Source organism: Rossellomorea sp. LjRoot5, from assembly GCF_964253455.1.
Lineage (GTDB): Bacteria > Bacillota > Bacilli > Bacillales > Bacillaceae_B > Rossellomorea.
In genome coordinates, this window is the sequence record NZ_CAXUQN020000001.1 from 725,795 (window position 1) to 739,713 (window position 13,919).

Genomic DNA, 13,919 nt, shown 5'->3' on the forward strand with positions numbered 1-13,919 from the left:
CATAGTGGGGACTACTTGTTACACCGCTATTGATTTCCGTGCAAGACTTCGCTTTCCTCGGGCGGAAGGCGAGCCTCCTCACAGCTTTCGCTGAGGCCACTGAAAAAGTCTAATTTCAGTCAGACAATCTTCATGAAAATGAGGATTGTCTGACTGTTTTATTTTATAATTAAAGTATTAGTGAATAGGTGGTGTTCTCAATGTTATCAAAACAAGAAGAATTAGTTTTAAGTCCATATTACGAGTTGTACAACCTCGTAGTTCCAAAAGATAACCTACTGCGACAAACGAAAGAACTCGTTGACTTCTCCTTTATACTGGATGAACTTAAAAAAAATTATAGTATTGATAATGGTAGAAACGCCATTCCACCTATTCGAATGTTTAAATACCTCTTACTGAAAGTGTTTTATGACTTATCAGATGTCGATGTTGTCGAACGCTCTCGATACGATTTGTCATTTAAATACTTTCTAGATCTCGCTCCTGAGGAGCCTGTAATTGACCCAAGTTCTCTTACTAAATTTCGAAGACTGCGTATTAAGGATATGAAATTACTTGATTTACTAATCGGAAAGACGGTAGAAATAGCCCTTGAGCACAATCTTTTATTAGGAAAATCCATTATCCTAGACGCCACTCATACTAGTTCTCGATATAACTCAAAATCAGCTACACAATACTTACAAGAATTGTCCAAAAAGCTTCGTAAGACGATTTACCAATATGATGAGAAAATGAAAGAAAGTTTCCCTAGTAAACCAGTTGACGGGGGCTACCAAGAAGAACTTACATACACCGAACAGTTAGTGTCTGTGGTTGAACGATCTCCACAAATTGCAAAAGTCCCATCCGTGAAGGAAAAGCTTAACGTTTTAAAGGAAGCCGTTGAAGATAGTAAGTATAATACCCATTTTTCAACGGATCCTGATGCGAGAGTCGGACACAAATCTGAAGACCATTCTTTTCATGGATATAAGACCCATCTTGCCCTTTCGGATGAAAGAATCATCACAGCGGCTATTATTACTTCCGGAGAAAAATCGGATGGTAACTATCTTCCTGACTTAATTGATAAAACGAAAAAAAATGGAGTTGAAATAGAGGCAGTCATTGGTGACAAAGCTTACTCTCGAAAAGAAAATCTCATTTATGCCAATAAAGAAAAACTTAAGCTCGTTTCTAAGCTGCATCCCCTTATTACAAATGGCAGAAGAAAAGATGACAGTTTCGTTTATAACAAAGATGCAGGTCGCTATATGTGTCCCGCGGGACACTTGTCTAAAAACAGTGGACACATAAAAAAAAGAGACAAGAATCGTAACACACGAATAAAATTCTATTGGGACATTGAGGAATGTAAAGAGTGTCCGATTCGAGAAGGATGTTACACAGAAGGGGCGAAGACAAAGAGCTACTCTCTGACCATTAAATCAAAGGAACATTCGGAGCACGAGACATTCCAACATTCCGAAGAGTTCAAAGAACTCTCACGTTCTCGATATAAAATTGAGGCTAAGAATAGTGAACTCAAAAACAGACACGGGTACGATAAAGCCAACGCCGCGGGTCTATTAGGTATGCATATCCAAGGAGCCACCTCCATCTTCGCGGTGAATATCAAGCGAATAATAAAACTAATGAACGAAAAAAAGTAAGAAAGAAATAAAAATGAGAGTGTATTATGGGAGGAAAACCCAAAAATACACTCTTTTTGTGTTCTTTAAAACCCACTTTTGTTTTACAAATCAAATAATCGGTATATTATCAGTGGCCTCGCTTTCGCTCCTGCGGGGTCTCACCTATTCCGCTTTTCCCGTAGGAGTCTTCGTCTTGCACTCCAATCAATAGCTAGATCCTGCTGTAAACACGGAATATGCATTAGCAATAATAATAAAAGGGTGATTCACCAAGGTTGTTGTTATTCATACACAGACAATAGTTTTCGAATGTTTGATTATTAGGGCTGTGCCGGTGCAAAATGAATCATTTACATCAAGTAAGAAACGGTATTTGTATATTTAACGGTAATGGCTCACAGCAACTCATAGAAAAAGAATTGGTGTATCTAATGGTGAAGCAAACTCGACATTACAATGTTATAGTGAAACACTTACGCTGGGAAAGTTGATTCTCGCTGCAGGTGCTCGACTCCTGCGGGAAACGCTGGACAGGTGAGACCCCACAGGGCTTTAGCCCGAGGAGGCTCACCGCCAGCCCCGCGGAAAGCGAGCACCTGGAGCGGAAATCAACCACTACTCACTACATTCAAAAGTATTTATATTTACGTATACAGCTAAATAATAAATCCGAACGACTTCGATTTAAAAAAGAATTTCGAAAGATCGTTCGGATTTTCTTTTAACAAAACACTCTTGTCCCAGTCGCTTTCTTTCATCAAGTGGTATCGGTAACTTTTTAACATATTCATTTCCAAATTGGCTCATACTATTTCCGATGAATCTATTTTCGAAATGGAGTTGGAATGATATGCAGATGGAACCTAGAAATACTACCGAAGCTGCCCTTCATGATTATAAAATGGGACTTGGAATCTTCACTGAGAAAATGCCTGAACTTGCTGAGCAATATAATACGTTCACAGAGCACTGCTTCAGGGAAGGGATCCTTTCCAAAAAAGAAAAACAGTTGATAGCACTGGGAATCAGTCTCTATTCCCAGGATGAATATTGTATCATCTATCATACAAAAGGATGCCTCGATCAAGGATGTTCTGAAGAAGAGATCCTTGAAACCATCGGTGTAACAGCTGCATTCGGTGGAGGCGCAGTCATGAGTCAGGCCGTAACATTAGTACAACAGTCGATTCAGGATTTGAATCAATTAAAGCAATGAGTGCATCGAGAGGGAGAGATCCTTCTCTTTTTTTATGGATACGTTTACGAAAATCATAAATATGCGGACCTCCAACAGTAATAAATATACATCCAAACTAATAATATTTCACCGGTGGACTATTATTTGGAAGTATAACGGCGGAATTTTGTGAAAACTTAAGGGTAGCCCCCGGGAATCAGGCTGACGGATGAATTTCAGAAAAAATGATGAAATACCGGTTTTGTCTTGTGAACGAGGGGGTAGTATAGTTGTAAAGTAATAAAAAACCTGAAAGGAATGATTCATTATCGACTCTCTTGAGAGTATCTCGTACACAAGTGAAATGGAGAAGGCAATGCATGGAGCCCATGGAATAGGTTATGAGGTGTACAAACGAAAGCATGATGTCAGAATGCAAGTAGAGAAGAAAAGAGAGCAGGATTACAAAGAAAGCCGGAGAATGATTGCGGCCCTTGATCGCAGGGTGCACGCTAATATATAATAAGGAAGAAAAAAGGAAACCAGTGTAGACGATGCACTGGTTTTTTATTTATTAGAAATTAAATTTATGGCCATTGTAGGAAGCACAGGCTTTGAAAATTGATTGGAGCGGAAGGTGCTCGACTCCTGCGGGAAAAGCGGGAAAGTTGAGACCCCGCAGGGCTTTGCCCGAGGAGGCTCAACTCACGCTCCGAGGAAAGCGAGCACCTGCAGCGGAAATCAAATCACTCGCTATATGAAAAGCAAAATTTCTCACATAGTCTGCCTTAGGAAAACAGGTCATAGACACCCTACATTTTCCCACACATTTTGGCGAACAATAGAAAGGGTTTCTATCGTTCGGTTAACATGAACTGACAACTTGAAAAAGTTGATAATAGCTTTTATTTGTTATAAGATTGTAATGAGAATAAATTGAGAATGATTAAAGAATTATATTCTTAAATTCATTATAAAGTCACGGAGGTAAATATACATGGCAGGTTCTACTTTAACAATTAAAGATCTTCATGTTGAGATTGAAGGAAAGGAAATCCTGAAAGGGGTTAACCTTGAAATTAAAGGTGGAGAAATCCACGCAGTAATGGGACCGAATGGTACGGGTAAGTCAACTTTATCTTCTGCTATCATGGGTCATCCAAAGTATGAAGTGACAAAAGGAAGCATCACGTTCGACGGAGAAGATGTCCTTGATATGGAAGTGGATGAGCGCGCTCGCGTAGGTCTATTCCTTGCAATGCAGTACCCAAGTGAAATCAATGGAGTAACGAACGCTGACTTCTTACGTTCAGCGATCAACAGCCGTCGTGAAGAAGGAGAAGAAATTTCTCTTATGAAATTCATCCGCAAGATGGATTCTGAAATGGAATACTTGGAAATGGATCCGGATATGGCTCAACGTTACCTGAACGAAGGATTCTCAGGCGGAGAGAAGAAACGTAACGAAATCCTTCAACTAATGATGATCCAACCTAAGATCGCTATCCTTGATGAGATCGATTCAGGTCTTGATATCGATGCGCTTAAAGTTGTTTCAAAAGGAATCAACAAAATGCGTGGGGAAGATTTCGGCTGCTTGATCATTACTCACTATCAGCGCCTTCTTAACTACATCACACCTGATCACGTTCACGTTATGATGCAGGGACGCATTGTGAAATCAGGCGGCGAAGAATTAGCACAGCGCCTTGAAGCAGAAGGATATGACTGGATTAAAGAAGAGCTGGGAATCAAAGACGAAACTGTCGGCCAAGAAGCGTAAGTGTTAGGGGGATGAAAATGACTGTAGAAACGAAACTACCAGTAGATCAAGACTATGTCAGCTCCTACTCAAAACAACTTGGAGAGCCGGATTGGTTAACAACCCTTCGTACAGATGCCTTTGGTAAAGTAAAGGATCTAAGCCTTCCAGTTGCTGATAAAACGAAAATCACAAATTGGAATTTTACTCAATTCCAAAAGCACACAGTGAATAGTGATACGTTTTCATCTTTGAGTGAGCTGCCAGATGAAGTGAAAGCATTAGTTGATTTAGAAAGCAAGGATCAAAGCCTTTATATTCAACGAAATAATACGCCAGCTTTTCTTTCTCTTTCAAACGAATTAAAAGACAACGGTGTTATTTTTACGGATATTTTTACAGCTGTAAAAGAGCACAGTGAGCTGGTACAGAAGTATTTCATGACTGAGGGCGTGAAAACGGATGAGCATAAGCTTACAGCCCTTCATGCTGCATTGATGAACGGCGGGGTCTTCCTGTATATTCCGAAGAACGTTGAACTTTCTCAACCGATTCAAGCGGTATACGTCCACGACAATGCTGAAGTTGCTATGTTCAACCATGTATTGGTGGTAGCTGAGGATAACAGTTCTGTGACATATGTTGAAAACTATATTTCCACCACAGATGTGGAAGATGGTGTCTATAACATCGTAACGGAAGTGTTGGCGAAGGATAATGCGAAAGTGGCATACGGTGCAGTGGATAACCTCTCAAGCGGAATCACGACTTACGTAAACCGTCGTGGAATAGCTGCAAGAGATGCACGCATCGAGTGGGCACTGGGATTGATGAACGATGGGGACACCGTTTCTGAAAACGTCACGAACCTTATGGGCGATGGCTCTTATGGCGATACGAAAACCGTAGTCGTTGGACGCGGGAAACAGAAACAGAACTTTACGACAAAGGTTGTTCACTACGGTAAAAATTCTGAAGGATACATCCTTAAGCATGGCGTCATGAAGGACGAATCATCTTCTATCTTCAACGGTATCGGTAAGATTGAACATGGTGCTTCCAAATCAAACGCCGAGCAGGAATCACGCGTATTGATGCTTAGCGAAAAAGCACGAGGGGATGCAAACCCGATCCTTCTCATTGATGAAGATGACGTAACGGCAGGACACGCTGCTTCAGTAGGGCGAGTGGATCCACTTCAACTTTACTATTTGATGAGCCGCGGGATTCCTCAGCATGAAGCTGAACGTCTTGTGATTCACGGCTTCCTGGCTCCAGTGGTAAAACAATTGCCGATCGAAGGAGTCAAGAAACAGCTGGTTGAGGTAATTGAAAGGAAAGTAAACTAATGGATGTAAAAGAGATTCGCAAACAATTTCCGATTCTCGACCAGGAAGTAAATGGCCATCCACTCGTTTATCTTGATAGTGCCGCAACCTCTCAAAAGCCTGTTTCCGTCATAGAAGCAGTGAACGATTATTATCGTGGATATAATTCAAATGTTCACCGGGGAGTCCACACCCTTGGGACGAGAGCGACAGATGGTTATGAAGGTGCCCGTGAAAAGGTCCGCAATTTCATCAACGCTTCCTCGACTCAAGAAGTAATTTTTACCCGTGGTACGACAACCGCAATCAATACCGTTGCAGCAAGCTACGGTCGCGCCAACCTAACCGAGGGGGATGAAATTGTGATCACTCACATGGAGCATCACAGCAATATCATTCCTTGGCAGCAGTTAGCCAAAGAAACCGGAGCTGCATTAAAATATGTTCCTCTTCAGGAAGATGGCACGATTACGATTGAAGATGTACGAGCGACTGTGACATCACAAACGAAAATTGTTTCCATCATGATGGTTTCAAACGTGCTTGGTACAATGAATCCAATTAAAGAAATCACCAGGGTTGCTCATGAAAATGGAGCAGTCATGGTCGTTGACGGAGCACAGGCTGCTCCACATATGAAAGTCGACGTGCAAGATCTTGACTGTGATTTCTTTGCCTTTTCAGGTCATAAGATGGTAGGTCCTACAGGGATCGGAGTCCTTTACGGTAAGAAAAAACACCTGAACAAAATGGAACCGGTAGAATTTGGTGGAGAAATGATCGACTTTGTCGGACTTCAGGAATCCACTTGGAAAGAGCTACCGTGGAAGTTTGAAGGTGGTACACCGATCATTGCAGGTGCCATTGGACTTGGAGCTGCGATTGATTTCCTTGAAGAAGTAGGACTTCATAACATTGAAGAACATGAACATAAGCTTGCGGCTTATGCATTGGAGAAAATGAATGAAGTCGAAGGCATGAAAATTTTCGGACCAAGTGATCCCGGAAAACGGGCAGGTCTTGTTACGTTTAACATTGATGATGTTCATCCGCATGATGTGGCAACCGTACTTGATGCTGAAGGGATTGCCGTTCGCGCTGGTCATCACTGTGCACAACCGTTGATGAAGTGGTTGAACGTATCCGCAACGGCACGTGCCAGCTTTTATCTTTACAACACAGAAGAAGATATTGATAAACTTGTTGCCGGCCTGGTGAAGACAAAGGAGTTTTTCAGCGATGTCTTTTAATAATTTAGATCAGTTATATCGACAAGTCATCATGGATCATTATAAAAATCCACGTAATAAAGGTTCTTTAGAGGATGGAAGCTTTACCATCGATATGAATAACCCTACATGTGGAGACCGTATTCACCTTACGTTAAAGGTTGAAGATGGTGTCGTTCAGGATGCGAAGTTCGACGGAGAAGGTTGTTCCATCTCCATGGCTTCTGCGTCCATGATGACACAGGCGGTCAAGGGAAAAGAGATCGAGAAGGCACTCAAGCTCTCCAAAATCTTCTCTGATATGATGCAGGGCAATGATTATGACGACGATGTGGATTTAGGAGATATAGAAGCATTACAAGGAGTCGCGAAATTTCCGGCACGTATCAAATGTGCGACACTAGCCTGGAAAGCGATGGAAAAAGGAGTGCAGGAAGAAGAGCAGGAATAAGCTCTTCTCCGACTCTATCTAAGAATGGAGGAATCAACATGGCAAAGAAGATGCCTGAGATCGGAGACTATAAATATGGCTTTAGCGATAAAGACGTATCGATTTTCCGTTCTAAACGTGGTTTGACGCGAGAAATCGTTGAAGAAATTTCTCGTATGAAAGATGAGCCTAAGTGGATGCTTGATTTCCGTTTGAAGTCACTTGAGCATTTTTATAATATGTCTATGCCTCAATGGGGCGGAGACATGCAGGAACTGAACTTCGATGAGATCACTTACTATGTGAAACCTTCTGAAAAGTCAGAGCGCAGCTGGGATGAAGTACCTGAAGAAATCAAGCAAACGTTTGATAAATTAGGTATTCCGGAAGCTGAGCAAAAGTATCTTGCAGGGGTTTCTGCTCAGTATGAGTCAGAAGTTGTCTATCACAACATGCAATCGGATCTTGAAGACATGGGGATCGTTTTTAAAGATACAGATTCTGCCCTTAAAGAGAATGAAGAGCTTTTCCGCGAGCACTGGGCGAAGGTTATTCCTCCAACGGATAACAAGTTCGCTGCCCTTAACTCAGCGGTATGGTCCGGTGGATCTTTTATCTATGTTCCTAAAGGAATCAAGGTGGATACACCACTTCAAGCGTATTTCCGTATTAACTCAGAGAACATGGGTCAATTCGAGCGTACACTGATCATCGTCGACGAAGGTGCAAGTGTGCACTATGTCGAAGGGTGTACAGCACCGGTTTACACAACGAACTCACTTCACTCTGCAGTCGTTGAAATCATCATCAAGAAAGATGCGTACTGCCGTTATACAACGATTCAAAACTGGGCGAACAACGTGTTCAACCTGGTAACGAAACGTGCTGTATGTGAAGCGAACGCAACAATGGAATGGGTAGATGGAAACATCGGTTCTAAATTAACGATGAAATACCCAGCGGTTATCCTTAAAGGTGAAGGCGCTCGTGGTATGACACTATCCATCGCACTCGCGGGTAAAGGCCAGCATCAGGATGCCGGAGCGAAAATGATTCACCTGGCACCAAATACATCTTCTACAATCGTTTCTAAATCCATCTCCAAGCATGGTGGGAAAGTAACGTACCGTGGAATTGTACACTTTGGCCGTAAAGCAGAAGGCGCACGTTCAAACATTGAGTGTGATACGCTGATCATGGATAACCAATCAACTTCCGATACGATCCCTTACAACGAAATCCTTAACGATAACATCTCGTTAGAACACGAAGCGAAGGTATCAAAAGTATCCGAAGAACAATTATTCTATCTTATGAGCCGTGGTATTTCAGAGGAAGAAGCAACAGAAATGATCGTAATGGGCTTCATCGAGCCATTCACGAAAGAACTTCCAATGGAATACGCAGTTGAAATGAACCGCCTGATCAAGTTCGAAATGGAAGGTTCAATCGGATAAAAGCCAAAACCCCTTTTAATTCTAGGGTTTCTGGATGAAAAAAAAGTAAAGATAAGGAGTCGTGCCGATGTCGTGCCGACTCCTTATCTTTTTGTGTATTCGGCAAACTTTTTTAATTCATCTTCTTCAATTTTTTCAGTAATATCTAAATAATCATCTGCTGTTACTTTAATAGAAGCATGGCCTAACCTTTTGGACACATATTTGATTGATGCTCCTGCTTCTAATAAGAGTACAGCGTGTGTATGTCTAAATACATGCGTGGCTTTATATTCCACTCCAGCTTTGAGGCAATATTCTTGTATTGAATCTCTAACTGTGGAGGGTGTCAAATAGTTACCCAAAAAGTTTTGAAAGATAATTCCTTCAGTATTCTTTTTAAATGTCTTGTATTTTAAAATAACCTGATATTGATCTTTCTTGAATTCGTTTAAAGCGGTGACTAGCACTTCATCTATTTGAATCGTTCTATAAGATGACGTGTTCTTTAGGGAGGTTAAGGTTAAGTTGTTGTTATCATCTCTACTTGTTTGTCGTTCTATCCTTATTTTGTTTCCTGTTATGTCTGTCCATCTAAGAGCAAGCGCCTCGCTAATTCTTAATCCTGTTTTACTTAAAAGGAGTATTAACATGTAATACAACTGATATTCTTTAAAGCGTCGGTGATTATAATTCTCCATGAAGGCTAGGAGCTTATTTAATTCATTTAAACTGTAGTATTTAATGTCTTTATTGATATTGATTTTATCTTTTACTGGGATTTTCAATTTTTGAGTAGGGTCTTTTTCCAGAATCTCTAACTCATGAGTAGCATAATGGAAAATCCCCTTTAAAACTGATAGATATCTTAGCCTTGAACCATAAGCATATTTATCATCCCCTTTTTTGTTCTTCTCTTCAGCATATTTGTTTAACCAACGTTTAATTTCTGGGCGTTTTATACCCATTATTTTTCTAGTGCCGAAATAAGGTAGGATATGCAGGCGAACCACCACCTCTATTTGCTTAAAGGTTGACTCTTTTAAGGTGAGTCTTTTGTGCTCTTGCAACCATTCATTTGCTACCTCATCAAACAGCATCTCTCTGTCAGATAATGTGTGTCCATAATAAATTCGTTCCTCCACTCTAGCTGCTGCTATTTCTGCCTCTTTTTTACTGCGAAACGTACCAACACTAAATTCCTTTCCCTCCTTTGATACTCTTGCTTGCCAGTTACCGCTTTTAAGTTTACGATATGTTGCCATCTAAATCTCCTCCTTAGAAGGGAGTGCTCTATTTGAATAGCCCTTAATAAAATTGTATGTGTTGGGTGTGCTTTAAACAAAAAATGAATAACTGTTTTTTATCGGCTCTTTTAGGTGTAGCAGCTTTATTTTTTTAAGTGCTTTAGTCTATAATCCTCGCCAAACATTTTTACTGGTTGAACATCTTCTAATAGTCTTGAAAAAATTCTTCCACCAAGTTTTTGTTGAAGATCCTTAGGAGAAAGGTTACTTGAGTAAATTGTGTGTTTCCCAATTCTGTTATCTATGATTTCAAAAAGCTTTTCTTCAACCCAATCAGTTGAATTCTCACTACCTATATCATCTATAATAAGCAATGTTACATTTGATAATTGATGGATGATACTTGCTTCCGTTTCATAACTTTTGTTTCCAAATGTAGATTTTATTTTTGTTAGCAGTGTTGGAACAGGTATGAAAATAGTATCTACGGGGATTTCTAAGACGCTTCGTGCAATTGAAGCAGCAAGATGACTTTTGCCAGTACCGTAATTACCGTAAAATAATAAACCAACTGGGTTTTTAAGCTGAAAATTTGTAGCATAACGCTTGGCAATATTAAGCGCTCTCTCTTGATCATTACTTTTAGGATTGAAGTTATCAAATGATGCCTCAATTAACTTATTGTTAAGTTGGGATTCGCTATAATAATTTTTGGTACATTCCTCGACTTCTAATACCCTAATTGCTTCTAATCGTTCTTTTTCTTCACATTCAGGGCAAATATCTTTTATATAACCTCTAGCATCAATACCATCGAGGATTCTAAGCAGGTAAGCTGAATTGAACTCTTTCCCGCAATTGCATTTATCAGTTTCGTACACTAAGTATTGAAACTGACCCTTAGAAACCCAAGGAGCATTCTCTGTCGAAATTGTATTCTGCATCGAGTTCGTCTGCTCGTTCTCCATTTGGAACTACACCTTTCTTTTCTTTATTTTTATCTTTGAAATTGTTAATAGGATCAGATTCATCAAGAAACTTACTAATGGATTTTTCTCTCATTAAATCACCTAATGGATATTTATGGTCAAAATAATGAAGGTTACTAAAGAATACTAGAGAATAGTTATCTATTGCTTTAATTAATTCATCAACACTGTAATCCTTTAACCTTGCCCTTACTTCATTTTTAATTTCATTCGTTAGCTTTTTATGATTGATTACGTTTTTGGAGAGGTAATGGTTGTAAATTTTATTTATTTTGTTGCTTTCTAAATCTACTTCACTATCCTCTACTTCACTATCCTCTAATTTACTTTCTTCTACTTTACTTTGGAGATAGATGGTGTCATTATCAAAGTTTAGGTTTACAATAACTATGTTATCGCATTCATTAATTTCTTTTTTGCTTAAAAGACAATATTCTTTATAGACTTCTACTTCTTTTCTCCTTTTAACAGCCTCCAAATATCTAATTTGAATGCCATGGGAAGTAAGGATATTATACTTTTCAAACATATTTCTATCGAAGAATCCCCACTTTAGACAAGTATTAATTACTTCGTTTACTTGATTTATGTCAACACCAGTATTATCTGGAAACCTTAACTGTTCACGCTCTTCCCATTTATAGAAGTATGACTTCTTATATATTTTTATAAGGAGTCTTACTACAATTCCTATCCCCAATATTCCATGAGTTGCTACCACTAACCCAAACTTGTCATCATGCTCAATGTCTACGTCTAATGGAAAGTACTCTAATCCTACTTTTGTTGGTCTAGCCATTTTATTCACCCATTCTTTCTTTTTTTTTTGACCTATAAAACAACATTATTTATGTCTTCTGCCTTTTACATAATCCCCAAAATTTCTTTCTGAATTTCTCACAAACTCCTATCACGTAACCAATGAAGTAAAAACATTTTTGTATCCTGAGCATCAAAATACCATTTTCCTCCTAGCTTGAACTTTGGGAATTCAGGATGGAAGAAAAATTCTTTCTGAATAGTATTCCAACTCATGCAGGTCCTGCGCATTAATTCTTTACTATCCCAATACACTAACTCCCCATCAATTTCATTCATTTTTTCTTCAATCTTTTTCATATAATGTTCTCGAACTTCTTCTTGATCGATTGTGATATTAATCAATTTATTTCCCCCTCTTTAGTGAGTAATTTATTCTATCTGTAGTAATCTTTGTCTCATTGGACCTTATTGGTGATAATTATAAAAAAGTTTTTGAAGGATGGATATTATAGGCGATAAAAATGTTGAAATAGAATTTAAAACATGGAGCGATGAGAGTTTTCTCTCTTCATGATGGAGTTATTATATAAAACAGTATTTAGGATGGATACTATAGGTGAAAAATTTTACGGTTCTTTTTTAATTTTATCTTTAGAAATTTATAAATTGCAGGTGTGCTTGAAAATTGGTTTTAGTGAAAGAAATCATTTCTAACCTGAATTATGTAAAAATGTAATATTTTTTTATATTGCTAATATCATAGTATTGTAGAGAAAAAGACATAAGGTATGTCATAAGGAGAAACCGGACGGGAGAACCATCCCAAAACTGAAAGGAATGGTTCAAATGTTCGAAGAAGTACAGTTTCCAGGAGACAAATATAATGATGTTTGGGTACCAAAACCAAGCTTCACACAGTTGGAATTGTATACCCAGTTATACAAACTCGGCTTTGGTGAGAATAGGTTTGACGGTCCCTTTCCAGAAGTCAGTGTTTCTCGTTCTTCACTGGATATCGGTTTCATTAGCTTGCATGGTCAAAACAAGATAGCATATGAGATTGATGGTCCAGATCATGTTGAGGAGTATGATAAGCGCCGAGATTCATTCTTACTGATGCAACGAGGGTGGAAAGTATTTAGGGTGGACTGTCACGATATCGATTCAATTGGTTTTGAAGCGATTGCCCGAATGATTTATTGCCACGCGTTGTACCAGTTTGGATTAATCAAAACGAAGCATTGGTTTCCTGGTGTTATTACAAGTTACAGTGTGGTTCATTAAAAGAGCAGAGCGCCTATTAGGTGCTCTGTTTTTATTAGTTACCTTTGTTCTGATAATGAAGGTTTATAAATGTACTAGGAGTATATGTTCCGTAAATCCATCCAAATAACATATTATAAAGATTGTTCCTTCGGAACAATGAAAATAGACGGCTCTTCGCACCAGTTTCTACAAAACCAAAATCCACGTGGATTTACTTTCATTCAATTCCAAAAAGTTGCTATAATATCGGTATAAGCCATTGCATATTGTATGCACGGTACTAGTAGTCGCCCCCCGCAGAACCGATGAGCATTTTCGCAATGCGAAAATGCTCACTATATAGGCGTTTGTTGCTCTTCTTCCATTACGGGAGTGTGACACCTAAAAAGCAGGGTTCCTTCGCTAGCTACGGAAGAAACAAACTTCGTCACTCGGCTTCGCCATTGTTCCTTATTTGTTTCTTCCTAGCCGACTTCGGATTCCAAGACTTTGCTCGTTCCTCGCTTGTCTTGGAACTCGCCTCCACGAGAAACTTCGCTTCGCTTGTTTCTCGTGGAGGCTCACCGGCTGGTGCCGGTCCGAGTCTCAAAGCGAAGGAACCCTGCTGGGAGCCACCTGCCAGTGGGGCTTGGGGTCATCGCCCCCAAACGGCG

Annotated in this window: 13 protein-coding genes; 9 read left to right on the forward strand and 4 right to left on the reverse strand. The window is 39.5% G+C overall.

Annotated features, from left to right (window positions below; all coding sequences use genetic code 11):
• The first annotated feature begins 200 nt into the window (after window positions 1-200).
• From ACSQ2E_RS03570 to sufB, 8 genes are all read left to right on the forward strand, one after another.
• Window positions 201-1,658 (forward strand): IS1182 family transposase, encoded by a 1,458-nt coding sequence (locus ACSQ2E_RS03570; RefSeq protein ID WP_435989382.1) that lies wholly within the window; start codon window positions 201-203, stop codon window positions 1,656-1,658.
• A gap of 832 nt (window positions 1,659-2,490) precedes the next feature.
• A complete protein-coding gene (locus tag ACSQ2E_RS03575; RefSeq protein WP_435989383.1) occupies window positions 2,491-2,856 on the forward strand; it encodes a carboxymuconolactone decarboxylase family protein in 366 nt (121 codons plus the stop codon).
• Between the two features lie 337 nt (window positions 2,857-3,193).
• On the forward strand, window positions 3,194-3,340 hold the full coding sequence (locus ACSQ2E_RS03580; RefSeq protein WP_435989384.1) for a hypothetical protein: 147 nt from the start codon (window positions 3,194-3,196) through the stop codon (window positions 3,338-3,340).
• Between the two features lie 474 nt (window positions 3,341-3,814).
• Entirely contained in the window at window positions 3,815-4,600 is a 786-nt protein-coding gene (gene sufC, locus ACSQ2E_RS03585; RefSeq protein ID WP_435989385.1) for a Fe-S cluster assembly ATPase SufC, read from the forward strand.
• Window positions 4,601-4,617: 17 nt separating this feature from the next.
• Complete coding sequence (sufD, locus tag ACSQ2E_RS03590; protein ID WP_435989386.1) at window positions 4,618-5,928, forward strand: Fe-S cluster assembly protein SufD; 1,311 nt, start codon at window positions 4,618-4,620, stop codon at window positions 5,926-5,928.
• Window positions 5,928-7,157 carry a cysteine desulfurase gene (locus tag ACSQ2E_RS03595; protein ID WP_435989387.1) on the forward strand — a complete coding sequence of 410 codons (1,230 nt, stop codon included), beginning with the start codon at window positions 5,928-5,930 and terminating at the stop codon, window positions 7,155-7,157. Before sufD ends, ACSQ2E_RS03595 begins: the two co-directional genes overlap by 1 nt.
• A complete protein-coding gene (gene sufU / locus ACSQ2E_RS03600) occupies window positions 7,147-7,587 on the forward strand; it encodes a Fe-S cluster assembly sulfur transfer protein SufU (protein WP_034763670.1) in 441 nt (146 codons plus the stop codon). Before ACSQ2E_RS03595 ends, sufU begins: the two co-directional genes overlap by 11 nt.
• 38 nt (window positions 7,588-7,625) lie before the next feature.
• The gene (sufB, locus tag ACSQ2E_RS03605; protein ID WP_113969016.1) at window positions 7,626-9,023 is read left to right on the forward strand and encodes a Fe-S cluster assembly protein SufB; all 1,398 of its coding nucleotides are present in this window, start codon (window positions 7,626-7,628) and stop codon (window positions 9,021-9,023) included.
• A gap of 83 nt (window positions 9,024-9,106) precedes the next feature.
• Here sufB and ACSQ2E_RS03610 read toward each other — a convergent pair whose 3' ends face one another.
• The 4 genes from ACSQ2E_RS03610 to ACSQ2E_RS03625 all read right to left on the reverse strand — a co-directional run bounded on the left by ACSQ2E_RS03610 (window position 9,107) and on the right by ACSQ2E_RS03625 (window position 12,402).
• The gene (locus tag ACSQ2E_RS03610) at window positions 9,107-10,267 is read right to left on the reverse strand and encodes a tyrosine-type recombinase/integrase (protein ID WP_435989388.1); all 1,161 of its coding nucleotides are present in this window, start codon (window positions 10,265-10,267) and stop codon (window positions 9,107-9,109) included.
• 125 nt (window positions 10,268-10,392) lie between these two features.
• Window positions 10,393-11,193, reverse strand: coding sequence for an ATP-binding protein (locus ACSQ2E_RS03615; protein WP_435989389.1), 801 nt, complete (start codon window positions 11,191-11,193; stop codon window positions 10,393-10,395).
• Window positions 11,150-12,037, reverse strand: a complete 888-nt coding sequence (locus ACSQ2E_RS03620; protein ID WP_435989390.1) for a DUF4373 domain-containing protein — start codon at window positions 12,035-12,037, stop codon at window positions 11,150-11,152. Before ACSQ2E_RS03620 ends, ACSQ2E_RS03615 begins: the two co-directional genes overlap by 44 nt.
• A gap of 98 nt (window positions 12,038-12,135) precedes the next feature.
• Window positions 12,136-12,402: a group-specific protein gene (locus ACSQ2E_RS03625; RefSeq protein WP_435989391.1), complete on the reverse strand. Its 267-nt coding sequence runs from the start codon at window positions 12,400-12,402 to the stop codon at window positions 12,136-12,138.
• A gap of 444 nt (window positions 12,403-12,846) precedes the next feature.
• Here ACSQ2E_RS03625 and ACSQ2E_RS03630 point away from each other — a divergent pair, with 444 nt between their 5' ends.
• On the forward strand, window positions 12,847-13,284 hold the full coding sequence (locus ACSQ2E_RS03630) for a DUF559 domain-containing protein (protein WP_435989392.1): 438 nt from the start codon (window positions 12,847-12,849) through the stop codon (window positions 13,282-13,284).
• Window positions 13,285-13,919 lie beyond the last annotated feature (635 nt).

Coding starts and splice junctions, on each gene's coding strand:
- ACSQ2E_RS03615 (WP_435989389.1), bottom strand. CDS start 11,193: ATGCAGAATACAATTTCGACAGAGAATGCTCCTTGGGTTTCTAAGGGT.
- ACSQ2E_RS03580 (WP_435989384.1), top strand. CDS start 3,194: ATGCATGGAGCCCATGGAATAGGTTATGAGGTGTACAAACGAAAGCAT.
- ACSQ2E_RS03595 (WP_435989387.1), top strand. CDS start 5,928: ATGGATGTAAAAGAGATTCGCAAACAATTTCCGATTCTCGACCAGGAA.
- ACSQ2E_RS03570 (WP_435989382.1), top strand. CDS start 201: ATGTTATCAAAACAAGAAGAATTAGTTTTAAGTCCATATTACGAGTTG.
- sufC (WP_435989385.1), top strand. CDS start 3,815: ATGGCAGGTTCTACTTTAACAATTAAAGATCTTCATGTTGAGATTGAA.
- ACSQ2E_RS03620 (WP_435989390.1), bottom strand. CDS start 12,037: ATGGCTAGACCAACAAAAGTAGGATTAGAGTACTTTCCATTAGACGTA.
- ACSQ2E_RS03575 (WP_435989383.1), top strand. CDS start 2,491: ATGCAGATGGAACCTAGAAATACTACCGAAGCTGCCCTTCATGATTAT.
- sufB (WP_113969016.1), top strand. CDS start 7,626: ATGGCAAAGAAGATGCCTGAGATCGGAGACTATAAATATGGCTTTAGC.
- ACSQ2E_RS03610 (WP_435989388.1), bottom strand. CDS start 10,267: ATGGCAACATATCGTAAACTTAAAAGCGGTAACTGGCAAGCAAGAGTA.
- sufU (WP_034763670.1), top strand. CDS start 7,147: ATGTCTTTTAATAATTTAGATCAGTTATATCGACAAGTCATCATGGAT.
- ACSQ2E_RS03630 (WP_435989392.1), top strand. CDS start 12,847: ATGTTCGAAGAAGTACAGTTTCCAGGAGACAAATATAATGATGTTTGG.
- sufD (WP_435989386.1), top strand. CDS start 4,618: ATGACTGTAGAAACGAAACTACCAGTAGATCAAGACTATGTCAGCTCC.